The organism is Paraburkholderia denitrificans (assembly GCF_042655705.1).
Taxonomy (GTDB): Bacteria; Pseudomonadota; Gammaproteobacteria; order Burkholderiales; family Burkholderiaceae; genus Paraburkholderia; species Paraburkholderia denitrificans.
Map to the genome: position 1 here is coordinate 15,280 of NZ_JBHSMP010000007.1, position 25,244 is coordinate 40,523.

Consider the following 25,244-nt stretch of genomic DNA (forward strand, 5'->3'; position numbering starts at 1 on the left):
CGCTTGCGCCGCCGGTCCTGTGTGTACGGTGTGGCGACGATGGATTGCCGGGTGGGGCAAGCGCGCCTAGCTGCCGCGGTACGTGCTGTACGACCAGGGCGAGACGAGTAGCGGCACATGATAGTGCGCGCTGTCGTCCGCGATCCCGAAGCGCAGCACGACGCGGTCGACGAAGCGCGGGTGTGGCACCTGCGTACCGAGCGAGGCGAAATAGTCGCCCGCATGGAACACGAGTTCGTATTCGCCGGTCGCGAATGCCGCGCCTTCGAGCAGCGGTTCGTCGCAGCGGCCGTCGTCGTTCGTCGTGACGGTTTTCAGTGCGCGGCGCGCATCGCCCGCGAGCGCGAAGAGTTCGATTTTGATGCCCGCGCCGGGACGGCCATTAGCGGTGTCGAGCACGTGGGTGGTGAGCTTGCCCATTCGCAGTCTCCTCGTGTCCAGCCTGTTATGCATACGCGACGTTCAACGCATTGTAAGAACCATCGTGGCGTAAGCGGGTAGACGACAGTGAAGATAAATCCTTCAGCATGAGTGACGTGACGCAGTGCAGCACGCGCGCGCTCTGCGCGGGTTCACCGTGGTTTTGGCATGGTTCGATGCCCCTGTGGCCGTCGAAGCGATGGATAAATACGACCTTTACAGGGCTACGCTGAATCTGTGTATCGTCGCTTGCATGAGTTGCCAGTGCAATTTTGATCGTCGAAGGTCGACCGCCTCGCGTTGCTCGCGCATCAACCCTCCGGGCAGTAAGTCCAGCCTGATAGGCCTGTTTTATCGGTATGTAGTTTTCAATATAAGGGAGGGAATCCGTCGAGGTCGGCTTGCGCCAGACCCCCCCGCGTCACATGGCCTGGCGGGATTTAATGCCCCTCGACTAACGTCCGTCTAACAGGTATCGTCACCCCCGCGCGACGGCCCGGTCATTGGCCGGTCGCGGCCTGGCTGCCCCGAACGGTGCGGGGACAACCACTCCGTGCGGCATGCGCGGGCATAGAACTCGAATAGCAGTAACGTACTTCGGCAGAACCTTCATGGGCGATTCTTCTTCACGTCAGGCGACGGGCACGGCTTCCGGGAGCGACACAGTGCCGCGTCTCGCGCTCGCGGGCATCACGAAGCAGTACCCGGCCGTGCTCGCCAACGACGACGTCACGCTCTCGGTCGTACCCGGCGAGATTCACGCGCTGCTCGGCGAAAACGGGGCTGGCAAAAGTACGCTCATGAAGATCGTCTATGGCGCGGTGCGGCCCGATGCGGGCGAAATCCGCTGGGAAGGGCAGCCCGTCGACATCGCGAACCCGGCCGCCGCGCGCAAGCTCGGCATCGGCATGGTGTTTCAGCACTTTTCGCTCTTCGAGACGCTCACGGTCGGCGAGAACATCGCGCTCTCGCTCGACGAGGCGTTCGATCTCAAGACGCTCGCCAGGCGCATCAGCGAGGTGTCGGCGCAATACGGTCTCGACGTCGATCCGCAGCGCCACGTCCACAGCCTGACGGTGGGCGAGCGGCAGCGCGTCGAAATCGTGCGCTGCCTGTTGCAGAACCCGCGCCTGCTCATCATGGACGAGCCGACCTCGGTGCTCACGCCGCAGGCCGTGCGCAAGCTCTTCGACACGCTGCGGCGGCTCGCATCGGAAGGTTGCAGCATCCTCTATATCAGCCACAAGCTCGACGAAATTCAGGAACTCTGCGACACGGCCACGGTGCTGCGCGGCGGCAAGGTGACCGGTAACGTGACGCCGCGCGAGGAGACGCAAGCGTCGCTCGCGCGCCTGATGGTGGGGCGCGATCTGCCCGACTACACGCGCCGTGCGCACACGCCGGGCGACGTGCTGCTCGACGTCAAACATCTCTCGATGCCGAGCGCCGATCCGTTCGGCACTTCGCTTGCCGACGTGACGTTCGGCGTGCACGCGGGCGAGATCTTCGGCATTGCGGGCGTGTCGGGCAACGGCCAGGCCGAACTGCTCGCCGCGCTCTCCGGCGAGGCGCATCTGGGCCGCCACGTTCCCGCCGATGCGGTGACGATCTGCGGCGAGCCCGCCGGTCGCCTCACGGCGGGCGAGCGTCGTCGTCGCGGCTTCGCATTCGTGCCCGAAGAACGGCTCGGGCGCGGCGCGGTGCCCGAGATGTCGCTGTCCGAAAATGCCTTGCTGACCGCGCACCGCGAGGGCATGGTGCGCTCCGGCTGGCTCAGGACGGGCGCGATGCGCGCATTCGCCCAGCGCTGCATCGACGCCTTCGACGTGCGCTGCGGCGGTCCCGACGCGCGCGCCGCGAGCCTTTCGGGCGGGAATCTGCAGAAGTACATCGTCGGGCGCGAGATCCTGCAGACGCCGAAGGTGCTCGTGGTCGCGCAGCCCACCTGGGGCGTCGACGTGGGCGCGGCGGCGTTCATCCGTCAACAGTTGCTCGATCTTTCGGCGCGCGGGGTGGCGATACTCGTGATCTCGGAGGAACTCGACGAGTTGTTCGACATCTGCGACCGCATCGCCGTGCTCGCGGGCGGGCGGCTTTCCCCCGCGCGGCTCACCGGCGAGACGAACGCCGAGGAGATCGGACGCTGGATGGCGGGCTTGTTCGGCGAGCGCGCGGCAGGCGGCGAGCCGCCCGCGGCACCCGCCGCGTCTGGGCCTGCGGCGCATGTCTGAAGCACATGTCTGAGGCACATGTCTGACGCGCGGCGCACGAAGCGCTGGCAAGGTAGCGTTTGCGTCGAGCCGAAACGGGCGGCTTGTGCACTCCGGCGCTGAACCTGGCGATTGAGCCTGAATTGAGCCTGCGCTACGGCGACCAAAAGCTGCGACCACAACCGAAAACCGACACACCCGGACTGAACACCGATCACGCCATCATGATTTTTCCGTTTCGACTCGAGGCCCGCACGGCGCCGTCCCGCACGGTGCGCATTGCTGTGCCGCTGATCGCCGCGCTGCTCACGCTTGCGATCGGTTTCCTGATCTTCGGCCTCGTCGGGCGCGACCCCGTGCAGGCCATGCACGCGTTCTTCATCGAACCGCTCTCGACCGTCAACGGCTGGTCGGAGCTGCTGCTGAAGGCGTCGCCGCTGTGCCTGATCGCGCTCGGCCTCGCGGCGGGCTACCGCGCGAACGTCTGGAACATCGGCGCCGAAGGGCAGATGGTGCTCGGCGGCATCGCGGCAAGCGGCGTGGCGATCTACTTCGACCAGTCCACTGGCTGGTGGATCCTGTTCCTCATGATGCTCGCGGGCGTGCTCGGCGGCATGGCGTGGGCCGCGATTCCGGCGTGGCTCAAGAGCCGCTTCAACACGAACGAAATCCTCACGAGCCTGATGCTCACGTACGTCGCGACGCAGGTTCTGATCTGGCTCGTGAGCGGCCCGTGGCGCGATCCGAACGGGATGAATTTTCCGCTCTCCGAGATGTTCAGCGGCGACGCGCTCTATCCGACCTTCGGCGGCGACTGGCGCATTCACTGGCTGCGCGGCACGCGCCTGAATGCCTCGATCTTTCTCACGCTCGCGGCGATTCCGCTCGTGTGGCTGTTCCTGCGCCGCAGCTTCGCGGGCTACCGCATGAGCGTGGGCGGGCTGGCGCCGCTGGCCGCGCGCTACGCCGGTTTCTCGGAGAAAAAGACGATCTGGACCTCGCTGCTGCTCTCGGGCGGCCTCGCGGGCCTCGCGGGGATGGGCGAGATCGCCGGTCCGATCGGCCAGCTTCAGGCGACGTGGTCGCCGGGCTACGGCTTCACGGCGATCATCGTCGCGTTCGTCGGGCGGCTGCATCCCTTCGGCATCGTGCTCGCCAGCCTGCTGATGGCGCTGCTCTACCTCGGCGGCGAGGCCGTGCAGACCTCGCTGCAATTGCCCCAGGCGCTCTCGGGCGTCTTTCAGGGCCTGCTGCTGTTCTGCCTGCTCGGCGCAGATCTCTTTGTGAACTACCGCGTACGCCGCCGTCATCCGGTCGCGACGAGCCACTGATTCTGATTCGGGCATAACCACATGGATATCCAGCAAGCCAGTTCGCTCACGTCGAGCGCCGTGACGGCCGCTATCCCGCTCATGTTCGCGGGCATCGGCGAACTCGTCACCGAGAAGTCGGGCGTGCTCAACCTCGGCGTCGAAGGGATGATGCTGATGGGCGCCGTGAGCGGCTACGCAACCACGACCGTGACCGGCAGCCCGTGGCTCGGGCTCGTTGCGGCGATTGCGGCGGGCATGGCGATGGCGCTGCTGTTCGGCTTTCTCACGCTCACGATGCTCGCCAACCAGGTAGCCACGGGGCTTTCTCTCACGATTTTCGGCGTGGGCCTTTCGGCGTATGTCGGCAAGCCGTACACGTCGGCAGCGAGCCTCGCGACCATCGCCGCCTGGCCGATTCCCGGGCTCTCGCATCTGCCTGTCGTCGGCCCCGCGCTGTTCAACAACACGCCGATCGACTATCTCGCATTCCTGATGTTCGCCATCGTCGGCTGGTTCCTGTACCGCACGCGCGCCGGGCTCGTGCTGCGCTCGGTCGGCGAGTCGCCGCAGGTCGCGCACTCGGTGGGTTTCCCCGTGATCGGCGTGCGCTACGGCGCGACGCTGTTCGGCGGCGCGATGGCGGGCCTCGCGGGCGGCTACTACTCGGTCGTCCAGTTGCACCTGTGGCAGGAGCAGATCACCGCGGGCCGCGGCTGGATCGCGCTCGCGCTCGTCGTGTTCGCCACCTGGCGGCCGGGGCGCCTCCTGATCGGCGCGCTGCTGTTCGGCGCGGTGACCGGGCTGCAGTTCTATGCGCAGGCCATCGGCGTGCCGGTGCCGACGCCGTTCCTCGCCATGCTGCCGTACGTCGCGACGATCGTCGTGCTGGTCCTGATTTCGCGCAACCCGAACACGATTCGCCTGAACGCGCCTGCCTCGCTCGGCAAGCCGTTCTTCGGCACCGCCTGATACTCCATCGAAAACGCGGCATTCCCATCCAGAACAGGAGATCCATGATGAAAAAAACCATCCTGACGGCGGTCGCCGTCGCCGCCACGTGCGGCACGGCGGCGCTCGTGCCGTCGGCCAATGCGGCCGATGTGCCGGGCGTTGCGTTCGTCTACATCGGCAATCCGGGCGATGCCGGCTGGACGTTCGCGCACGATCAGGGTTCGCACGCGGCCGAAGCGAAGTTCGGCAACAAGATCAAGATCACCCGCATCGAGAACGTGCCGGAATCGGCCGACTCGGAGCGCGTGTTCCGCGATCTTGCGAACAAGGGCAACAAGATCGTTTTCGCCACGAGCTTCGGCTATCAGGATTTCGCGCTGAAGGTTGCGAAGGACTTCCCGGACGTCACGTTCCTGCACGCGACCGGCTACAAGAAGGCGCCGAACTTCGGCACCTATGACGTGCGCATGTACCAGGGCGCGTACCTCGCAGGCGTCGCGGCAGGCTATGCGACGAAGACGAACACGCTCGGCTTCGTGGCCTCGGTGCCGATCCCTGAAGTGGTGCGCAACATCAATGCGTACACGCTCGGCGCGCGTTCGGTGAATCCGAAGGTCCACACGAAGGTCATCTGGATCAACAGCTGGTTCGATCCGGGCAAGGAAAAGCAGGCGGCGGAAACGCTGATCGGCCAGGGCGCCGACGTGCTGCTCCAGAACACCGATTCGAGCGCGACGCTCGCGACGGCTGAAGCGAAGAAGGTCCACGCGTTCGGCTGGGATTCGAACATGCAGAAGTTCGGCCCGCACGCGCACCTCGGCTCGGTCGAGGCGAACTGGGGCGTCTACTACGTCAACGCGATCCAGCAGGTGATGGACGGCAAGTGGAAGAACGACCCGGTGTGGTGGGGCATCCCGCAGAAGGCGGTCGATCTGGGCGACGTGAACACGTCCGCGCTGCCGGCTGACGCCGTGAAGGCCGTCGCCGCGAAGCGCGCAGCGATCGCGGGCGGCAAGTGGGACGTCTTCACGGGCCCGATCAAGGACCAGACGGGCGCAGTGAAGGTGCCGGCCGGCAAAACGCTAACCGACACGGAACTGCAGCGCCTGAACTGGTACGTCGAAGGCGTCGACGGCTCGCTGCCGAAGTAAGCAGACGCAGCCTGCATGCATACGCGGCCGCGCGTAGCCTTCGGGCTCGCGCGGCCGTTTTCGTTTGCGGTGCGCCTGGGTTGCGCCTGGGTTGCGCTTCGGTCGGGCCCGGGGCGGCTGCGCCCGTCAATCGTCGATGCGCAGCCCGACCTTGATCGTCACCTGCCAGCGCGTGATCTTGTCGTCCTCGACGAGGCCGCGCGTCTCGGTCACCTCGAACCAGTGCAGATTTCGCAGTGTCTTCGACGCACGGGCAATCGCGCAACGGACGGCGTCGTCGCTCGATTCGGTCGACGAGCCGGTCAGCTCGATCTGCTTGTAGACGTGATCGTTCATGGTGGTGTCTCCTCATGGTCCGCGGGTAGGTCAATCGAGTATAGGCAATCGCGGCCCGGTATCATGGCGCTCCGCGCCGCACACGGCGCGACGGGCGAACGACGCGGGAGGCGGTCAATGATGGACAGGCAGGAACTGGGATTTTGCGGACCGGGGCTGATGGGCGCGCCGATGATCCGCCATCTGCTGGGCGCGGGCCATGCGGTGCGCGTGTGGAACCGCACGCGCGAAAAGGCTGAGGCGCTCGTCGCCGACGGCGCGCGCGTTGCCGCGGCGCCGCGCGAACTCGCGCAGCACGCTGAAATCGTGCTGTTGTGCGTCGCCGATGCGGCGGCGGTCGAAGCGGTCGTGTTCGGCGCCGACGGGCTGCTCGGCGCGCCGTTCGACGCGCAGGGCGGCCAACAGGGCGATCCGGCTGGCCGTACGCGCGTGCGCTGCATTGTCGACCATTCGAGCATTCCGCCCGACGCCACGCGCGCGCTTGCCGCGCGGGCTGCGGCGCTCGGTGTCGGCTGGGTCGATGCGCCGGTCTCGGGCGGCGTCACCGGCGCGCAGGCGGGTACGCTCGCGGTCATGGCGGGCGGCGCGGACGCCGACATCGCACTGGTCGCGCCGATCCTCGCCGCGTATTCGGCGCGCGTCACGCATATGGGGACGGTCGGCGCGGGCCAGACGACCAAGCTGTGCAATCAGGCGATCGTCACGGCGACGGTGGCCGCGATTGCCGAAGCGGTGAGTCTCGCGCGGCGCAGCGGCATCGATGCCGCCAGGCTGCCGGAGGCGCTCGCGGGCGGCTGGGCCGACTCGGCGCTGCTGCGCACGTTCGTGCCGCGCATGACGCAGGACGGGCTCGATCCAATCGGCGCGCTAAAAACGTTCCAGAAGGACGTCGACACGATTGCCGCCGCCGCGCAGCAGACCGGCACGCCGATGCCCGTTTCCGGCACGGTTCAGCAGTTACTGCGGCTGGGTGCGGCGATGGGACTCGCACAGGCCGATCTTTCGGGCTTCATCGACGTGTTGCAGACGCCGCGTAGCATCGCGCGGTGACGTGCCGCGGCAGTGGCGGGGCGGGCGGTTGCGATCCGGCCCCTTGCGCCGCCGCGCTTGTTTCCGTGCTTGTCGTTGGGCTTGTAGTCGGGCTTATGGTTGCGGCTTACCATGCCGTTTTTCTGCGACGCTCATGCATCGTTCAAGCGTCGCACGCGGCTTGTAAGCTGCTTGCACGCGGCTTGCATCCCGTGTCGAGGTATCAGGTGCCCGCGAACTAGCATAACCTGATAAAATTACAGGTTTTTCGTCGATCTACTTTCAGGGGCGCGCTGTGCTCTCTACCGCCAACATCACCATGCAATTCGGGCCGAAGCCCTTGTTCGAGAACATCTCGGTCAAATTCGGCGAAGGCAACCGCTATGGCCTGATCGGCGCGAACGGTTGCGGCAAGTCCACGTTCATGAAGATCCTGGGCGGCGACCTCGAACAGAGCTCGGGCAACGTCGTGCTGGAGCCGAACGTGCGTCTGGGCAAGCTGCGCCAGGACCAGTTCGCCTACGAGGACGTCCGGGTGCTCGACGTCGTCATGATGGGCCACACCGAAATGTGGGCCGCAATGTCCGAGCGCGATGCGATCTACGCGAACCCCGAGGCCACGGACGACGACTACATGGCGGCGGCCGATCTCGAAACGAAGTTCGCGGAATACGACGGCTACACGGCCGAAGCGCGTGCGGGCGAGCTGCTGCTGGGCATCGGCATCGGCACCGAGTTCCACAACGGCCCGATGAGCGGTGTCGCGCCGGGCTGGAAGCTGCGCGTGCTGCTCGCGCAGGCGCTGTTCTCGAAGCCGGACGTGCTGCTGCTCGACGAACCGACGAACAACCTCGACATCAACTCGATCCGCTGGCTGGAAGATGTTCTGAACGAGTACAACTCGACGATGATCATCATCTCGCACGATCGTCACTTCCTGAACCAGGTCTGCACGCATATGGCGGACATGGATTACGGCACGCTGAAGGTCTATCCGGGCAACTACGACGACTACATGCTCGCGTCGGCGCAGGCGCGCGAGCGCCAGGCCGCGGCGAACGCCAAGGCGAAGGAGCGCGTGGCGGACCTGCAGGACTTCGTGCGCCGCTTCTCGGCGAACAAGTCGAAGGCGCGCCAGGCCACCAGCCGCCTGAAGATGATCGACAAGATCAAGATCGAGGAATTCAAGCCCTCGTCGCGCCAGAACCCGTTTATCCGTTTCGAGTTCGAAAAGAAGCTGCACAACATCGTCGTCGTGGCCGAAGAGATCACGAAGCAGTACGACCGTACGATCTTCAGGAAATTCGGCATCAGCGTGCAGCCGGGCGAGCGTATCGCGATCATCGGCGAGAACGGCGCGGGCAAGACCACGCTGCTGCGCTCGCTGCTCGGCAGCCTGGCGCTCGACGGCGGCTCGGTGAAGTGGGCCGAGAATGCGAACGTCGGCTACATGCCGCAGGACACGTACGAAGAGTTTCCGGACGACGTCACGCTGATGGACTGGATCGATCAGTACCGCCAGGAAGGCGACGACGAGCAATCGGTGCGCGGCACGCTCGGCCGTCTGCTCTTCAACGCGGACGACATCAGAAAGTCGGTGAAGGTGCTCTCGGGCGGCGAGAAGGGCCGCATGATCTGGGGCAAGCTGATGCTCGGCCGCCACAACGTGCTGCTCATGGACGAGCCGACCAACCACATGGACATGGAGTCGATCGAGTCGCTGCAGATCGCGCTCGAGAAGTTCGAAGGCACGCTGATCTTCGTGTCGCACGACCGCGAGTTCGTGAATGGTCTGGCCAACCGCATCATCGAAGTGAAGACGAACGGCACGATCAACGATTACAGCGGCAACTACGAGGACTTCCTCGCAAGCCAGGGGCTGCATTGAGCAACCATGCGCTGGCGTGAATGCCACGCGGGCGGCGCGAAAGCGTCGCCCGTTTTTTGTATGCGCGTGAAACGTCAGTCAGTTGCGGTTGCAACCAGCATTGGCGGCGCGCGGTGGGGATTGCGGGGCGCGGCTTAACGGCGCACGTGTCATGCGGCAGTGTGGCGCGGCGAATGAAGAAGCGGGCCGATCGACATCGACGCCGCCATGTGAAAAATTGCCGCGCCGCTCGGCGGCTATAAGTAGTCAGGCAAGGGCCGGGAGAGCGGGAAATACGGCCTGGAAGCGGATCTGGAATCCGAATCGACGCAGTTCAAAGCCCTGAATTCCGATCGCAAGTGGCTTTGGTGTCGGTGCAAATATTTTCGTGCGTCGTGTTGATTAACATCACGTGAAGAAGTGTTACTGCGACAGTCTGTGCACTTGCTTGATGGTTATCAATATCATATGTTGGCAGCGCGCGACCATTCTAACTTTGTTACATACCACGCAGGTCATCATGTTCCCTAACCACTCCTTCGCTCCGCTCCAGATTCGAGGCCGCCGGCTGCTGCCGGTCGTCCAGGGCGGCATGGGCGTCGGCATTTCCGCTCACCGCCTGGCGGGCAGCGTCGCCCGCGAGGGCGCAGTCGGCACCATTGCGAGCATCGACCTGCGTCACCATCACGCCGATCTCCTCGAAGAATGCCGTGCCAACCCTGGCCATGACACGCTGGCTAACGCGAACTTGACCGCGCTCGGGCGCGAGATCGAAGCAGCGCGCAAGTTGAGCGACGGCAACGGCATGATCGCGGTGAATGTGATGAAGGCGGTCGCCGCCCACGCAGACTACGTGCGCTCCGCCTGCGAGAACGGCGCCGATGCGATCGTCATGGGCGCGGGCCTGCCGCTCGACCTGCCGGAGCTCACGCAGGGCTGCGATATCGCACTGATCCCCATTTTGTCGGACGCGCGCGGCGTCGCGCTCATCCTCAAGAAGTGGATCAAGAAAGGCCGGCTGCCGGACGCTATCGTCATCGAGCATCCCGCTCACGCGGGCGGCCACCTCGGCGTCACTTCCATCGAAGACATGGGCAACGAGCGCTTCGAGTTCGACCGCATCCTGGCGGAACTCGAAGAGGTCTACAAGACGCTGGGCATTACGCGTGCCGACGTGCCGCTGATCGTCGCGGGTGGCATCAACAGCCACGAGGCCGTGCGAAAATGGCTTCAAGCAGGCGCAAGTGGCGTGCAGGTGGGTACGCCGTTCGCCGTGACGGAAGAGGGCGATGCCCATCCCAACTTCAAGCGCGTGCTTGCCGATGCGAAGCCTGAAGATATCGTCGAGTTCGTCAGCGTGACGGGACTGCCCGCACGGGCCGTCAAGACGCCGTGGCTCGAGCGCTATTTGCGCAACGAAGCGCGCGTGCGCGCGAAAATCGGCTCGATCAAGGTCGCATGTCCCACGACGCTGGAATGCCTCACGGCGTGCGGCTTGCGTGACGGTATCGAAAAGTTCGGCCACTTCTGTATCGATACGCGTCTTGCTGCCGCACTGCGCGGTGATGTGGCGAATGGTCTCTTCTTCCGCGGCCGCGAATCATTGCCGTTTGGCAACGCAATTCGCAGCGTGCGCGATCTCCTTGAACTGCTTCTGACAGGAGTGACGCGGCCTGCGGTCGCATGCCGTGCGGCGTTTGCCCTGACTTGATCTGACTCAATCCCGTAACGTGGTATGCCCCTGAAAATAAAAAGGTCTTTCAACAAGACCAAAGAAAACAGGGCTTACCACAATGAAAAATTGCATCAAAACTCTCGCGGCTACGGCTGCATTGGTCCTTGGGACTACTACGCTTATGGCAGCACCGGCCACGGCGGCCGACGCATCGGGGCCCGTTCGCACTGGCCTTGCTGCAGGTGACGTGCTCGTGCGTCTGCGGGCTATAAGCATCATCCCGCAGTCCAGCACGAGCGGATCACTCGACGGACTTAGGGCGCAAGTCAACAACTCCATCGTGCCGGAACTCGACTTCACGTACATGGTGACGAGCAGCATCGGCGCCGAACTGATTCTTGGCACGTCGCGCAATCAGGTCACGTCGAAGATCGGTGATCTTGGCGGTGTTGGCGTGCTGCCGCCGACGCTCTTGCTGCAGTACCACTTCAATCACGCGGGCAAAGTGCGGCCGTACGTCGGCGCGGGTTTGAACTACACGCTGTTCTACAACAACGGTCTGCATGCAGGCGCCGGCGGTCCGCAGGTTAACATCGACAACCACAGTTTCGGTCCGGCGCTGCAAGCCGGTATCGACATCGACGTCACGAAGCGGGTGTTCGTGAACGCCGACATCAAGAAGATCTGGATGCGCACGGAGGGATCGGTCAACGGCGCTCCGCTCGGCATGCTGAGGATCGATCCGCTCATCGTCGGTGTCGGTGTCGGTATGCGCTTCTGAGGCACACGCACCATGCAAAAAGCGCCGGCGATGTCCGGCGCTTTTTTTTCGTCAGCCGCGAATCAGGTGCGGTCTTTCTGGAAGCGCATCGCGGTACCTTCACGCTCGATGCGTTCCCACACCGCGCGCTTCTCTTCGTCGGTCATGAAGACCCAGTTGGAGACTTCCATCGCCGTGCGGCCACAGCCTTTGCAGATTTCATCGAAAAGGGTGGAACAGACGCCTATGCACGGGCTGTCCGGAAGATCGTGGAGGTTGGATGCCATCTAAGGAGCCTTGAACGGGGCGGCGAGTGTCGGTGCAATGAACCGGGCCCTGCCGTCCGCGGATGAAAACCCCGCTATGTTAGCCGATACCGGCGCGGGCCCGGTTCATTGCACCCGATGCCCGGCTGGCATCGCCCGGTACGCATGCCGCGCCTTGCCGACGTTTGGCGCGCGCGCCAGCGCGCGAGGTTCGATCAAGAGAGCCAGTCGCTCTGTCGGGAAATATCGGGGATGCAGCAGGGCGGCGGCCTTTGGTGCCCGCTCTCCCGGAGCATCGAGGCCGCGCGCCGGGCAGCGCGTCGCACGAAAACAGCACGGACAGAATTTTTGATGAACACGTGCGCAGAACGGGCTAAAATTGCGCGCGATTTACCTTCAGGCCAGGCGCTTGCGCGGGGCTGTCCCGTTTGCGCGACAGGGCGGCGTTTTCTTTGTCGTCCAACATGTTTGATGGTAGGTTTCGTAAATCTCAGGGGGGCCGCGCCTGGCGCGGCATGATGCGGGGCAGACGGCCAGCGCGGGCTGGCCAGGATCGGAGAACGGAATGAAAAGACAGGTGGTAACACGACTGGCCGCGCTGGCGCTTTGCGCGGCGCCGTGGGTGGCGTCGGTGGCGAAGGATACGCAACTGAACGTGTACAACTGGTCCGACTACATCGCCTCCGACACGATTCCGAACTTCACCAGGCAATCCGGCATCAAGGTCAAGTACGACAACTACGATAGCGACGACACGTTGCAGGCCAAGCTCCTCGCGGGCAATTCGGGCTACGACATCGTTGTGCCGACCAGCAACTACGCGGGCAAGCAGATTGCCGCCGGCATCTTCGCGCCGCTCGACAAGTCGAAGATCCCCAATCTGAAGTACCTCGATCCCCAGCTGATGGCGCTCGTCGCCGGCGCGGATCCGGGCAACAAGTTCGCGGTGCCCTGGGCGTACGGCACGACCGGTCTCGCGTACAACGTGACCAAGGTGCAGCAGATTCTCGGCAAGGACGTGCCGCTCAACAACTGGGACATCCTCTTCAAGCCGGAGAACATTTCGAAGCTGAAGTCGTGCGGCGTCTCCGTGCTCGATGCGCCGGACCAGATGTTCGCGGCCGCGCTGCACTACATCGGCAAGGATCCGATGTCGACGAATCCGGAAGACTATCGCGCCGCGCTCGCGATGATGAAGAAGATCCGTCCGTACATCACGCAGTTCAACTCGTCGGGCTACATCAACGATCTGGTCGGCGGCGACATCTGCTTCGCCTACGGCTGGTCCGGCGACGTCGTGATCGCCAAGCACCGCACGATCGAGGCGAAGAAGCCGTACAAGATCGAGTACTTCATCCCGAAGGGCGGCGCGCCGATCTGGTTCGACGTGATGGTGATTCCAAAGGACGCGCAGCACAAGGACGCCGCGCACGAGTGGATCAACTACATCGAGACGCCGCAGGTCCACGCCGCCATCACGAACGCGGTCTACTATCCGAGCGCGAACGCGGAAGCGCGCAAGTACGTGAACAAGGATATCGCGAACGATCCGGCCGTCTATCCGCCGCCGGAAGTCCTGAAGACGCTGTTCCTGCTCAAGCCGCTGCCGCCTGAGATCCAGCGTCTGCAAACGCGCCTGTGGACCGAGTTCAAATCGGGCCGCTAAGGCGAGCCCCGACAGCCAGCCTGTTCCCCCGAGCCCCCGACAGACCGCCGGGGGCTTTGTTCGTCAACACCCGTCCAGCGACAAGACAGGGCAGAGAGAATCATGAGTGACCAATCGAGCGCACCGGCCGCGACCGGCGCGCTGCCTTCGGGCTCATCCGCCGCAGGGACTTCTGCGGATAACTTCGTGCAGGTCATCGACGTCGTCAAGAAGTTCGGCGAGACAGCCGCTGTGAAGAACGTCAGCCTTTCGGTCAAGAAGGGCGAACTGTTCGCGCTGCTCGGCAGCTCGGGCTGTGGCAAGTCCACGCTGTTGCGCATGCTCGCGGGTCTCGAAACCGTGACCTCGGGCAAGATCCTGATCGACGGGGAAAATCTCGCGACGCTGCCGCCGTATCGCCGGCCGGTCAACATGATGTTCCAGTCGTACGCGCTCTTTCCGCATATGACGGTCGAGTCGAATGTCGGGTTCGGACTGCGTCAGGAAGGCGTGAAAAAGGGCGAACTGACCGAGCGCGTCGCGGCGGCGCTCGAACTCGTGCAGATGTCGCGTTACGCGAAGCGCAAGCCGCATCAGCTTTCGGGCGGCCAGCAACAGCGCGTCGCGCTCGCGCGCTCGCTCGTGAAGCGTCCGAAGCTGCTGCTGCTCGACGAACCGATGTCCGCGCTCGACAAACAGATTCGCCAGCGCACGCAGATCGAGCTCGTGAACATTCTCGACACGGTCGGCGTGACCTGCATCATGGTCACGCACGATCAGGAAGAGGCGATGACGATGGCGGGGCGCCTCGCCGTCATGAGCGAAGGCGAAATCGTCCAGCTCGGCACGCCGAACGAGGTCTATGAATTCCCGAACAGCCGCTTTTCGGCGGAGTTCATCGGCTCGACCAATCTCTTCAGCGGCAACGTCGTCGAGGACGAACCCGATCACGTCTACGTCGATTCGCCGGATCTGTCCGTGCGTCTGTACGTGAGCCACGGCATTACCGGCCCGCTCGGCATGCCGGTGACGATTTCAGTGCGCCCCGAGCGCATCGCGCTCACGCGCAAGCCGCCCGAAGGCACCTTCAACTGGGGGCGCGGCGAAGTCATGAACGTCGCGTACATGGGCGGCTACTCGCTCTATCACGTCAAGCTCGATTCAGGCAAAACCGTGGTCGCGAACGTGTCGAGCCTCGCCATCTCCGAGATCGAATCGCCCGGCTGGGGCGACGAAGTTTATGTGCGCTGGAGCGCGTCGGCAGGGGTGGTGCTGACGTCATGAGCGCAGTAGTGAAGAAAATCGTAAGCTGGCCCATCAGGCGCTTCAACCTGACCGGCAGTACGGCGGTCGTGGCAGGACCGTTCATCTGGCTGTTGCTGTTTTTCCTCGTGCCGTTCATCCTGGTCGTGAAGATCAGCTTTGCGGACCAGCAACTCGGCATTCCCCCGTATACCGAACTCGTCTCGTTTGCCGACGGCGTCGCGCATATCGCGCTCGACCTGTCGCACTATGCATTCCTGTTCCAGGACAGCCTGTACTTCGCGACGTACGTCAATTCGGTGATGGTGGCCGCGATCTCGACGCTGCTGTGTCTCCTGATCGGCTATCCGATGGCGTACTACATCGCCCGCTCGAATCCGGCCTCGCGCAACGTGTTGATGATGGCGGTGATGCTGCCGTTCTGGACTTCGTTCCTGATCCGGGTCTACGCGTGGATCGGCATCCTCAAGAACAACGGGCTGCTGAACAACTTCCTGATGTCGACCGGGCTGATTCATACGCCGATCGAGCTTTATCACACGAACACGGCCGTTTATATCGGCATGGTCTATTCGTACCTGCCGTTTCTCGTGATGCCGCTTTACGCGCATCTCGTGAAGATGGATCTGACGCTGCTGGAAGCCGCCTACGACCTCGGCGCCAAACCGTGGCGCGCGTTCATCGAGATCACGCTGCCGCTGTCGAAGAACGGCATTATCGCGGGGTGTCTGCTCGTGTTCATTCCGGCGGTGGGCGAGTACGTGATTCCTGAACTGCTTGGCGGCGCGAATACGCTGATGATCGGCCGCGTCATGTGGAACGAGTTCTTTGACAACGCCGACTGGCCGATGGCCTCCGCCGTGACCTGCGCGATGGTGCTGCTGCTGCTCGTGCCGATGGCGCTGTTCCAGCACTTTCAGGCGAAGGAACTGGAGGGCCGCGGCCGATGAAAACCAATCCGGTTCTGCGGTACATCGCGCTCGGCCTCGGTTTCGCGTTTCTCTATATCCCGATCATCAGCCTGATTGTTTTCTCGTTCAACGAGTCGAAACTCGTGACGGTGTGGACGCGCTTCTCGATACGCTGGTATCAGGCGCTCGTCACCGACGACGAACTCATCGCCGCCGCGTGGCTTTCGCTGCGCGTCGCCCTGATGACCGCATTCGCCTCGGTCGTGATCGGCACGTGGGCGGGCTTCGTGCTCGCACGCATGGGGCGTTTTCGTGGCTTCACGCTCTACACCGGCATGATCAATGCGCCGCTCGTGATCCCCGAAGTCATTCAGGGCATTTCGCTGCTGCTGCTGTTCGTGGAAATGGGCAAGCTGATCGGCTGGCCCGCAGGGCGCGGCGTATTCACGATCTGGATCGGCCACGTGATGCTCTGTATCTCGTACGTTGCGATCATCGTGCAGTCGCGCGTGCGCGAACTGAATCCGTCGCTCGAAGAGGCTGCGCTCGACCTCGGCGCGACGCCGTTCAAGGTGTTCTTCACGATCACGCTGCCGCTTATTTCGCAGGCGCTGGCCGCGGGCTGGCTGCTGTCGTTCACGCTCTCGATCGACGACCTCGTGCTGTCCGCCTTCCTGTCCGGCCCGGGTTCGACGACACTGCCGCTCGTTGTGTTCTCGCGCGTTCGTCTGGGCCTGAATCCGGAGATGAACGCGCTCGCGACACTCTTTATTCTCGTCGTGACGATCGGCGTTGTGGTCGGCAACTACTTCATGCAGCGCGCGGAGCGCAAGCGCATGGCGTTGGCCGTCTGAAGCAGGGCGCTCAAAATCACTTTTGCAGCATTACCGCACCGTCACGGCATACCCATTGCGGGATCGCTGATCGAATCCGCACTCGTTTCGACGCGTCCAGCGAAACGACGACGGAACAATGGGTCGCTGTCGCTACGTACCGCGAAGTCGTACCATCGGCCGCTGTCGGTCAGCGGCCAGTGCAACGACGATTGCGCCTGCGCATTGACAGTCATGCTCCACGGTCCGTCGCGGCGATAGGCAAGCGACTCGACAGTGAACGTGCACGGCGCAGTTCCCCGGTTGATCAGGTCAACATGGATGTCGCCGTTTGCGATGTCATAGCAGACACGGATCTCCGGATTCGGCGTCACGCCGGACAGGCGGCCGGTATCGCCGGTGAATTGCCGGTGAAAGCTGTTGGGGCCGAGCACCCATAGATCGTAGCGTCCCTGGTTGTCTCGTCCTCCGTTCCATGTGTCATCCAAAGTTTTCCCGGCCTCGACAACGTAGCGCCGCGGGAGCCTTCCGAGGTTGTGGCGGTCGTACACGTGGAACACGGCGGCCTGCTTGCCGGAATTCGCGAAGTGCAGTTCAACCATTCCTGAAGCGGCGACGCACGCGCTGGTGTGCAGTTCGTACGGCAGCGCGCGCGATGGTCGATGTCCGGTTGCCTGGATGGGCAAGCTCGTATCGACAGGCAAGGGCACGTCGGGTAGTGCGGCCTGCGCGTCGCGCAGTTGGTCGGCGGCCGCGCGCGTGCCACGTCCCGTCAGCTCGGGTAATCGTTCGGTATTGGGTGTCCGAAAGTTGAACGCGCTCGTCAGATCGCCGCATACCGCGCGACGATAAGGGCTAATGTTTGGCTCGTTCACACCAAAGCGCATTTCGAGGAAGCGCAGCACGGACGTGTGATCGAAAACCTGCGAATTGACCCAGCCGCCACGGCTCCATGGCGACACGACGAATAGCGGTACGCGCGGCCCTGGACCAAACACCCGTCCATCCGGTTGCGGCTGTAACGTGCTGCCGGCAGGAGCCGGCTGTGTGAAATATTCGAATGCCATGGCTTCGTCAGGCAATGTCGATTTTCCCGCCAGCGTACCGTCCGGATTGCGCGATGGCGCCGAGGGGGACGGTACGTGATCGAAATAGCCGTCGTTCTCGTCGTAATTGATCAGTAGCACCGTTTTGCTCCAGACATCGGGATTCGCAGTGAGGGCGTCCAGCACCTCCTGGATAAACCACGCGCCCTGCACGGGACTCGACGGCCCCGGATGCTCGCAATAAATCGATGGGGCATTGATCCACGAGACTTGCGGTAATCGACCCTCGAGCACGTCGCGGCGAAACGCATTCAGATATTCGTCCGGTGATGTGCCTGGCAGCGTATTGGCGATCCCCTTGTAAAGGGGCGTCTTCGCGTTGTCCGTCGCTGCGTCGTAAGCATGGTAGGGCAGCGGCTGGCCAGTGTTCCAGTAAGGGTTGCCCGGTGCGCCGCCGCTCGTAACCGGAAAGCCTGACTTTAGATTTGCACGCCGAAACGGTACGAATGCCCCCAGCAGATTGTCGCCCCATTCGTCGGGCATATTCTGGTAGCAGATCCAGCTGACCCCGGCCGCCTCCAGGCGTTCCGCGTAGGTCGTCCACGTGTACCCGGTATCCGCAGTCGCGGGGAGGCCGTCGAGCGCATTCCACTCGTTGTTCACAAACGCGGCGTTGACTGCAGTCGCGCCGTTGGTCCCCGTGAGGTGGAACGAGCGATTCGCATCCGTTCCCGTGTGCATTCCGCAGTGGTACGCGTCGCAGAGGGTGAACCCGTTTGCGAGTGCGAACTGGAATGGGATTTCCTGCTCCTTGAAATACCCCATCGACGTATCCGTTTTCGATTTCGGCCAGCTTGCCATCCGGCCGCCATCCCACGCATCCTGACTATCGGCCCACGTGTGCGGAACGCCTGTGGTTCGTTGTGCGTTATTGGCCGCACCGTCGAGGTGGTACGGCGTCAACAGCGCGCCGTTTGCGCGTCCCTGCTGCCATACGCGACGCCCGTCCGGCAACGGAATCGTGAAGCGATCGCCAAAGCCGCGCACGCCTTTGAGCGTGCCGAAATAATGATCGAATGCGCGGTTCTCCTGCATCAGAATCACGACGTGCTCGACGTCGCGGATAGTGCCCGTCGAGTTGTTCGCCGGGATTGCGAGCGCACGGCGAATCGAGGCAGGAATGCCGGCAAGAGTGGCCGTTGCGGCAGCACCGGTGCCCGCGAGCTTCAGAAAATCACGTCTGCTGTTCATGTCGAATTACGGATCAAAGTGTGATGCGCTCACGGTGCGCAACACAGGTTGGGTTTGGTCGGCGGCGGCTGGTCGATTTTGCGTGAGCGTACGCAAGAAAAATGTCGGGGCAATGAAAGGTTGGCGTGGATATGGACGCTGTGCCGGTAGGGGATGGGTGGCTCAAGCGTTGTCAGGTTGGCGGGTGTGCCAATTAGGACGCCGGAATAAGCACGACGGAATTATCCGGGGCTCCGGCCTGGATCCCCCGACGTAACGAAAACGGCGCGCGGCCGATTCAGCCGCGCGCCGTTTTCGTTTCTGCTGCTGTCTGCTGCCTTCTGTTGCCGTCTGCTGCTGTTATGCCGCGATCCGGTATCCCATGCGGAAACCGCCCCAATGCCGCCCGTTCACGAAGATCGGTGCGGATGCATCCTTCATCATCACAAAGTTGCCGCCGCCCATATCGCGCCGATAAGTCTGCAACAGGAACCGCTTCGTATGCGAGCCCGCCGCGACGCCGGCGCGGTCGCTAAAAATGCGGTGATTGCGGCAATGCGCGGCGTTCCACACGGGATCGTCGCGCTGCGGCAGCGAGAACTTGCGATTGTGCGTCGGGATATAACCGTGCGGGTCGATCGTGACGCAGAACGCCACGCGCGAATCGAACTCGAGGAGCGGCTCGATGATCTCGGGCAGCACACGGTCGGCGAAGCCTGTGAAGCGCGCGATGTGCTGCTGCGGATTCGTGTGGGGCACCGGCACGTAGTCGGTGTCGAAGAGATCCGCCTCGCTGATTTCGCCGCGCGCAACTGCCTTCTCGAACAGCTTGCCGACCTGCGTCGCCGCGCGCTGCACGACCTCGACGAAGGGCGTGTCCTCGGTTTCGACGCCCGTCGCCGCGCTCAATTCGATCAGCGTTTCCGATACGTCCAGCAGGCGCCCGAGTTGATCCTTGGCCTGCACGAAATTGCGGCTCGAATCCTCAACGCCGTTCGCCATCTCCGCAACCTGCGCTTCGAGCCCGTCGCACTTTTCCTCGATTTCGGTGGTGAGCTGGGCGATCTGGCCGGCGTGCTCGTCGAGTTGCGTGATCGCAACGCCGGTGCTTTGCATCGCCGAGCCGATGGAGTGCGTGCCTTCGCGGACGCGATGTGCGCGCTCGGTGTTCGTCGCACCTTCGGCGATGAGCTGTTCGGTCTGCTGCGTGAGTTCGGCGAGCGTCTTCTCGATCTGACCGGTGGCCAGCGCCGTTTTCGCCGAGAGATTCTTCACCTCGGACGCCACGACGGCGAAGCTCTTGCCCGATTCGCCGGCGCGCGCGGCCTCGATGGCGGCGTTGAGCGCGAGCAGCTGGGTTTGCCGCGCGATCAGCGAAATTTCCTCGGAAACCTTCGAGACATGCGCGAGCGCGCTGCGCAGCGCACTGATCTGGCTTTCGATGACGGTCACGCCTTCGACGAGCCCATGAATATCGGCAAGCGATGCTTCGATGGTCTGTTGCGAGGACTGCACGGTCGCGGCCGTGCTGCTGCTGACTTCGCGCATGGCCCGGGCCGCGGCGGCGATCTGGTGATTGCCCGCTAGCGTGTGCGCAGCGGAGTCGCGCAGGACGCAACAGACGCCTGCCTGGTTTTGCACCCGCGCGGCAACTTCATCGACGTGGCCGGATACATCGCAAATCTCAATTCCGAGGCGGCCTGCCTGAGCGGCGATATCGCCGACGATAGCAGCCGATTTTCCTGTGCGGCGAGCGCCGAACAGGCGAAAACGCAAACGTGACATCAGGTCTCCTTGCCCGTAAGGGTCGGTAAGCGTGGGCCCGTCGATCACGCGTATTTTGGGCTCTCTCCAAGCAGTTTAACGGCGCGCAGCGGGAAGACTTGAGCGCTCGAAGTGCCGCAGGGATATGATCGGAAACACGGGCCGCGCAGCGCCCGTACCGGGAACACGATGATCGAGGCGATGCTGCACGGCGTTGGTGCACAACCGGGTGCGGCCGGATTCGATTGACTACGCGTACGCAAACGTGCGCGACATGCTGAGAGGGGACACGATGACCGATGATTCCACCCGTCGCTTTACCGACCGGGTAGCCGATTACGTGAAGTTCAGGCCGACCTATCCGCGCGAGCTGGTGACCTTCGTGCATGCCGATTGCGGTATTGCACCGCTTGCACGCGTGGCCGATATTGGTGCGGGCACCGGCATTTCCGCGAAGCTTTTTCTCGATGCGGGGCATCCGGTGGTGGCCGTCGAGCCGAACGCCGCGATGCGTGCAGCTGCCGATCAACTGCTGGGCGACTACCCGAACTACCGCAGCGTGGCGGGCACGGCGGAAGCCACGACGCTCGATACCGCGAGCGTCGATCTCGTGATGGCTGCGCAGGCTTTCCACTGGTTCGACGAGAAAGGGGCGCGACGCGAGTTCGCACGCATCCTCAAACCGCGCGGACAGATTGTCCTGTTTTGGAACAGTCGTCTGCTGGAAGGCTCGCCCTTTCTTGCGGGCTACGAAGCGCTGCTGCAGCACTTTTGCGCGGACTATGCGCGTGTTGCCGAGCGTTATCCGGACGACGCGGCGATGGCCGACTGGTTCGGCGACGGCTTCGAGCGCAAGACGGTTTTCCCCAATGCGCAGTTACTCGATTTCGATGGATTGCAGGGACGGCTGATGTCGTCGTCTTACGCGCCTAAACCCGGCGATCCGCGCCACGAGCCGATGCTGGCCGCGTTGCGCACGCTCTTCGATCAGACGCAACAGGATGGCCGCGTGAATTTCGTCTACGAGACGCGCGTTTATGCGGGAAGGCCGCAGCGCTAGCGCATGAATGCTTCGATGGATCGCAGCGCGAATTAATATCGGTAGCTGATGCCGGGGGAGGCGCGCCAGGTTGAAAAGCGATGCGCAGTCCCATCCGGGCGGCTGCGCAATCGTTGTCGCGCCTCGATAAAAAACGGGCTCTGCAAGAGAGCCCGTCGTGAGATTGCTTGCTTGCGCCGTGCAGCGCCAAGCGTGCGCGAGACTTCTACGAATTGCCCCAGTCGTCGGAACTGTCGTTACTGCCCATATCGACGCCGCCGCCTGAACCATCGTCCCAGTCGTTCGAACCCTGGCCGAAGTCGAGGCCGCCGCCATCGCCGCCGCGCGGTATGCGGCGACCGTCTTCGTCGACGTAGACATCGCGCTCGACCACGCGGTCACGCCCGCGACCAAGCGCCTCGCCGAGCAGCACGCCGGTCAGCAATCCGCCCATTCCACCCATTCCGCCGCCTTGCTGCACGATGACCTGGGGCGGTTGTTGCGGCGGATAGGGTGCCTGCGGTTGATGGCCGAACGCGGTGTCGGCTTCGCGCGCATAGGCGGAATTGCTGCCGTCAGGCGACGCCGCGGCGGGCTGCGCGTTCGGATCGGGGCGGCCATCGGCACGCGCCTTGAGGCTTTCGAACCGGTGTTCGAGGTCCTCGATCTGATACTGCGGCAGCGGATTGGCGCTGTTCGAGAGCGTTTCGACGAGGCCGCGCAATTGCGCTTCCAGCCCCTCGACTTCCTTTTCGAGCACATCGTGGCCCGGCGCTGTCGAAAGCCGCACGTCGAGCTTGAGCGAGCGCACCGCATTGAGCAGTTCCGTGGCGCGCTTGAGCTGATCGAGACGGTCGCCGCCAGCCTTGGCGTCTTCATTCGACTTCGCGCGGCGCAGCGTCCAGCGCAGCACCAGCGCAATGCCGGCGAGCAGGACCGCAAAGCCGATCCATGCACCCATGCCGAGACCGTGGCGTTGCGGCGCGGCTGCCGGCGCCGCCTGCTGCGGTTCTTGCTGAACCCGTTGCTGAACCTGTTGCTGGGCGAACGGATTGGTCGTGCGGCTCGTGGTGACGGCACCGGCGCGCGTCGCATCGGCGCGGATCTTCGCCTCAACCTGGGCGAAGCGTGGCGGCGTTGTGAAGCGCACTTGCGGATCGAGCGATCTGGCCTGCTCGACCTGGGTCAGCGCGTCGGCGTAGCGGCCTTCGCGGTTGAGCACCTGCGCGTAGAGATAGTGGGCGTGCGCGTTGTTCGGATGTGCCTGCAGAACCTCCACGAGGCCTGCATCCGCGCGTTGCCAGTCGCTTCGCGACATGGCGGATTCGATCTGCTGCACGCTTGGCACCGCGAACGCGGCACCGCTTGCGAATGCAAGCGAAGCAATGGCGGCGACGAGAAACTTTTTCATGTTGCAAGCCGGGCGGCGTAACGCCCGTCTCCATGACGGTCGGGACGAGGAGGCGGCCCGCGGTGAGCGCCGCGCCGCCTCCGGACACCCCTGCGCGTTATTGCGCCGGTGTGTTCAGTTGCTTCTTGAGGGCTTCGAGACGCTCATCCACCGATGGGCCCTTGTTCAGCGCGGCGAGCTTGTCGTCGAGCGCCTTGCCGCTCGACGTGTCGGCGGAGGTGAGCCGCGCATCCGAGCGTGCGTTCGACAGCGCGACCTTGTCTTCGAGCTTCTGGAAATCGGCCGAGAGATTCTTGCCGCCGATGCCGCCGAGCGCCGTAGCCGCGACGTCCTTCGCCTGCGCGATCTGCTGCTTCGCCTGCAGGATGTTCGAACGTGCGTTGAGGTCGTTGCGCCGCTGGCGCATGTCGTCGATCTGCTGCTTCAGTTGATCGACCGACGGTTCGAGCTTCGCGAGTTCCGTGGCGAGCGCGTCGCGTTCGGCTTCGGCCGTGGACTGTGCGCCGAGCGCCTCGCGTGCGAGCGCTTCATCGCCCGATTGCAGCGCGCGCCGCGCGCCTTCTTCGTACTTCTTCGCCTTGTCGGCGGCCACGTCGCGCTTGCTTTGCTGCGTCGCGACCTGCGCCTGGATCTCGACGAGCGCGTTCTCCGCTTTCGCGATGCTGTCGTCGAGTTCGCGCACGATCTGACGTGCGTCGCGCGACGGGTCCTGCACCGAATCGGCGGCGTCGTTGAGCAGGCCCTTGAGCGTGCGAGAGATGGAGTCGAAAAGCGACATGAATTCCTCCGTGAATTGAAACGGGCTGCGATGGGCAGAAATGCACGCAAGCGCAGACGGCGTCGAGCAGCATCGGCATTGTGCCCGCTGTCAGCAGATTACGCCGCTTTGCACAGACCGCGCATGCAGCCGGTAAATCGGGGCGCCTTCCGCCGATTGCAAGAGCGTGTTGACGAACGCGCGCGACGAACCGGCATGCGGCCAGGCATGGCCCGGCTGCCATCGCTCGCGGATATTACACCACGGGGTCTCTTAAAAGCGCCTTAAAAGGGGACTTAAAGCGGACCTGAAATTCCGCTGCCCGGCTTGCCGCGCGACGACGCCTCGCTACGCGAACTTGCCTTCTTCGGGCGCACCGTTGCCATGTTCGTCGGGATGCGTGTCGGCGGCGTGGCTCGCTCGCTTTGCGCGTGCGACTGGCGGCGCGCTCAGCGACTGGAGCGGCTCATCGTGCCCGGCATGCTCGGCATCGGGAAAAGCCGCGTCGGTCACGGTTGCTTCAGCGCTCAGACGGGCAACCGCCTGGGCGATTTCGCGCGTGGCGTTGCCGATGTCGTCTCCGGCGGCGGGAGATGAGGGCTGCGCCGCGGCTTGCGTTTCAGTGGCTACTTGCGGTTGTGCGGCGTCCGCCTCGCCGTCGCGGTGCGCGGCTGTCACGGCGAGGTCACGATCCGTTTGCGCGGGCACAGTGGCTTCGTCTTTTGGCGTGAGTTGCGCCAGCTCGGGCTCATTGTCCTGCGCGGGAACCGCTGAAGGGGCGGGCTGCAGCGCGTTCCCGCGCCGCGGACGCAAGGGCTTCGTGGCTTTGTGCAGCACCTGGGCGAGCGTATCGGGTTCGCGCGGCGCGTTCAGCCAGTCGACGATGCTCGCGGCTTTTACCTGGTCGCTCGTCGCGCCGAATGCGAGCACGGCGCGGCGCATCAGTTCGCTGATGCTGATGCCGAGCGTGTCGGCCGCAGCCGAGATCGCGCGCTTTTGCGCGGGCGTGACGAAGACGACGATGCGTTCGCTAGGCTTGTTCATGGTCGGCTGCCAGATCGGCTTCGGGTGACCCCGGGATCCCGCCCGGGGCGCGCGTGCGGCTGTCTTGCGAAGACTGCATGCGGGCCGGGTGGAGCGTGTCGCAGCTACGCATCATACGGCTTGACGCCCGATGCGCAATGCCCGGGTGCGCGCGCCATGGCGGCACGCGAAGCAACAATATACCGGCAACCCCGGCGTGCGGCGCGCATTCCGGCGCTCAACGGCGGTTTGTCTGAAAACCTTTTGCGAAGAACACATCAGATGGCGCAAAGAGCCGCCTTTTATTGGTGGAATGCCGGTTTGACGACGCGGGTGGTCATATG

Annotated in this window: 21 protein-coding genes; 13 read left to right on the plus strand and 8 right to left on the minus strand. The window is 63.8% G+C overall.

Annotation, left to right across the window (positions count from 1 at the left end):
* Positions 1–66: 66 nt before the first annotated feature.
* The gene (gene uraH / locus ACFPTO_RS03295) at positions 67–420 is read right to left on the minus strand and encodes a hydroxyisourate hydrolase (protein ID WP_377709435.1); all 354 of its coding nucleotides are present in this window, start codon (positions 418–420) and stop codon (positions 67–69) included.
* Positions 421–1,031: 611 nt separating this feature from the next.
* Here uraH and ACFPTO_RS03300 point away from each other — a divergent pair.
* From ACFPTO_RS03300 to ACFPTO_RS03315, 4 genes are all read left to right on the plus strand, one after another.
* Positions 1,032–2,651 carry an ABC transporter ATP-binding protein gene (locus ACFPTO_RS03300; protein WP_377709436.1) on the plus strand — a complete coding sequence of 540 codons (1,620 nt, stop codon included), beginning with the start codon at positions 1,032–1,034 and terminating at the stop codon, positions 2,649–2,651.
* Between the two features lie 203 nt (positions 2,652–2,854).
* On the plus strand, positions 2,855–3,961 hold the full coding sequence (locus ACFPTO_RS03305; RefSeq protein ID WP_377709437.1) for an ABC transporter permease: 1,107 nt from the start codon (positions 2,855–2,857) through the stop codon (positions 3,959–3,961).
* Positions 3,962–3,982: 21 nt separating this feature from the next.
* A complete protein-coding gene (locus tag ACFPTO_RS03310; RefSeq protein WP_377709439.1) occupies positions 3,983–4,912 on the plus strand; it encodes an ABC transporter permease in 930 nt (309 codons plus the stop codon).
* Between the two features lie 44 nt (positions 4,913–4,956).
* Positions 4,957–6,045: a BMP family ABC transporter substrate-binding protein gene (locus tag ACFPTO_RS03315; RefSeq protein WP_377709441.1), complete on the plus strand. Its 1,089-nt coding sequence runs from the start codon at positions 4,957–4,959 to the stop codon at positions 6,043–6,045.
* A 126-nt stretch (positions 6,046–6,171) separates the two neighbouring features.
* On the opposite strand, the gene ACFPTO_RS03320 is transcribed toward ACFPTO_RS03315, so the two are convergent.
* Positions 6,172–6,381 (minus strand): dodecin, encoded by a 210-nt coding sequence (locus tag ACFPTO_RS03320; RefSeq protein ID WP_293041478.1) that lies wholly within the window; start codon positions 6,379–6,381, stop codon positions 6,172–6,174.
* 117 nt (positions 6,382–6,498) lie between these two features.
* Between ACFPTO_RS03320 and ACFPTO_RS03325 the strand changes: the two genes are divergently transcribed.
* The 4 genes from ACFPTO_RS03325 to ACFPTO_RS03340 all read left to right on the plus strand — a co-directional run bounded on the left by ACFPTO_RS03325 (position 6,499) and on the right by ACFPTO_RS03340 (position 11,733).
* Positions 6,499–7,431 (plus strand): NAD(P)-dependent oxidoreductase, encoded by a 933-nt coding sequence (locus tag ACFPTO_RS03325; protein ID WP_377709442.1) that lies wholly within the window; start codon positions 6,499–6,501, stop codon positions 7,429–7,431.
* A gap of 274 nt (positions 7,432–7,705) precedes the next feature.
* Positions 7,706–9,298 carry an ABC-F family ATPase gene (locus ACFPTO_RS03330; RefSeq protein ID WP_377709444.1) on the plus strand — a complete coding sequence of 531 codons (1,593 nt, stop codon included), beginning with the start codon at positions 7,706–7,708 and terminating at the stop codon, positions 9,296–9,298.
* A 499-nt stretch (positions 9,299–9,797) separates the two neighbouring features.
* A complete protein-coding gene (locus ACFPTO_RS03335) occupies positions 9,798–10,988 on the plus strand; it encodes an NAD(P)H-dependent flavin oxidoreductase (RefSeq protein WP_377709446.1) in 1,191 nt (396 codons plus the stop codon).
* An 82-nt stretch (positions 10,989–11,070) separates the two neighbouring features.
* Complete coding sequence (locus ACFPTO_RS03340) at positions 11,071–11,733, plus strand: OmpW/AlkL family protein (protein ID WP_377709447.1); 663 nt, start codon at positions 11,071–11,073, stop codon at positions 11,731–11,733.
* Between the two features lie 62 nt (positions 11,734–11,795).
* Here the strand turns inward: ACFPTO_RS03340 and ACFPTO_RS03345 are convergent, their stop codons facing one another.
* Positions 11,796–11,999 carry a DUF1289 domain-containing protein gene (locus tag ACFPTO_RS03345; RefSeq protein WP_296654746.1) on the minus strand — a complete coding sequence of 68 codons (204 nt, stop codon included), beginning with the start codon at positions 11,997–11,999 and terminating at the stop codon, positions 11,796–11,798.
* 544 nt (positions 12,000–12,543) lie between these two features.
* Between ACFPTO_RS03345 and ACFPTO_RS03350 the strand changes: the two genes are divergently transcribed.
* From ACFPTO_RS03350 to ACFPTO_RS03365, 4 genes are all read left to right on the plus strand, one after another.
* A complete protein-coding gene (locus ACFPTO_RS03350; protein WP_377709449.1) occupies positions 12,544–13,644 on the plus strand; it encodes a polyamine ABC transporter substrate-binding protein in 1,101 nt (366 codons plus the stop codon).
* A gap of 102 nt (positions 13,645–13,746) precedes the next feature.
* On the plus strand, positions 13,747–14,907 hold the full coding sequence (locus tag ACFPTO_RS03355; RefSeq protein WP_377709451.1) for an ABC transporter ATP-binding protein: 1,161 nt from the start codon (positions 13,747–13,749) through the stop codon (positions 14,905–14,907).
* Positions 14,904–15,836: an ABC transporter permease subunit gene (locus tag ACFPTO_RS03360; protein ID WP_377709453.1), complete on the plus strand. Its 933-nt coding sequence runs from the start codon at positions 14,904–14,906 to the stop codon at positions 15,834–15,836. Before ACFPTO_RS03355 ends, ACFPTO_RS03360 begins: the two co-directional genes overlap by 4 nt.
* Entirely contained in the window at positions 15,833–16,651 is an 819-nt protein-coding gene (locus tag ACFPTO_RS03365; protein ID WP_377709455.1) for an ABC transporter permease subunit, read from the plus strand. The genes ACFPTO_RS03360 and ACFPTO_RS03365 overlap by 4 nt, the downstream gene beginning before the upstream one ends.
* A gap of 41 nt (positions 16,652–16,692) precedes the next feature.
* Here ACFPTO_RS03365 and ACFPTO_RS03370 read toward each other — a convergent pair whose 3' ends face one another.
* Both ACFPTO_RS03370 and ACFPTO_RS03375 read right to left on the minus strand, forming a co-directional pair.
* Entirely contained in the window at positions 16,693–18,927 is a 2,235-nt protein-coding gene (locus ACFPTO_RS03370; RefSeq protein WP_377709457.1) for a phosphocholine-specific phospholipase C, read from the minus strand.
* Between the two features lie 339 nt (positions 18,928–19,266).
* Complete coding sequence (locus ACFPTO_RS03375) at positions 19,267–20,691, minus strand: methyl-accepting chemotaxis protein (RefSeq protein WP_377709459.1); 1,425 nt, start codon at positions 20,689–20,691, stop codon at positions 19,267–19,269.
* Between the two features lie 271 nt (positions 20,692–20,962).
* Between ACFPTO_RS03375 and ACFPTO_RS03380 the strand changes: the two genes are divergently transcribed.
* The gene (locus ACFPTO_RS03380; RefSeq protein WP_377709460.1) at positions 20,963–21,730 is read left to right on the plus strand and encodes a class I SAM-dependent methyltransferase; all 768 of its coding nucleotides are present in this window, start codon (positions 20,963–20,965) and stop codon (positions 21,728–21,730) included.
* 205 nt (positions 21,731–21,935) lie between these two features.
* Here the strand turns inward: ACFPTO_RS03380 and ACFPTO_RS03385 are convergent, their stop codons facing one another.
* From ACFPTO_RS03385 to ACFPTO_RS03395, 3 genes are all read right to left on the minus strand, one after another.
* Positions 21,936–23,120, minus strand: coding sequence for a tetratricopeptide repeat protein (locus ACFPTO_RS03385; protein WP_377709462.1), 1,185 nt, complete (start codon positions 23,118–23,120; stop codon positions 21,936–21,938).
* 97 nt (positions 23,121–23,217) lie between these two features.
* A complete protein-coding gene (locus ACFPTO_RS03390; RefSeq protein WP_377709464.1) occupies positions 23,218–23,898 on the minus strand; it encodes a PspA/IM30 family protein in 681 nt (226 codons plus the stop codon).
* Between the two features lie 327 nt (positions 23,899–24,225).
* Positions 24,226–24,921 (minus strand): hypothetical protein, encoded by a 696-nt coding sequence (locus ACFPTO_RS03395; protein ID WP_377709465.1) that lies wholly within the window; start codon positions 24,919–24,921, stop codon positions 24,226–24,228.
* Positions 24,922–25,244 lie beyond the last annotated feature (323 nt).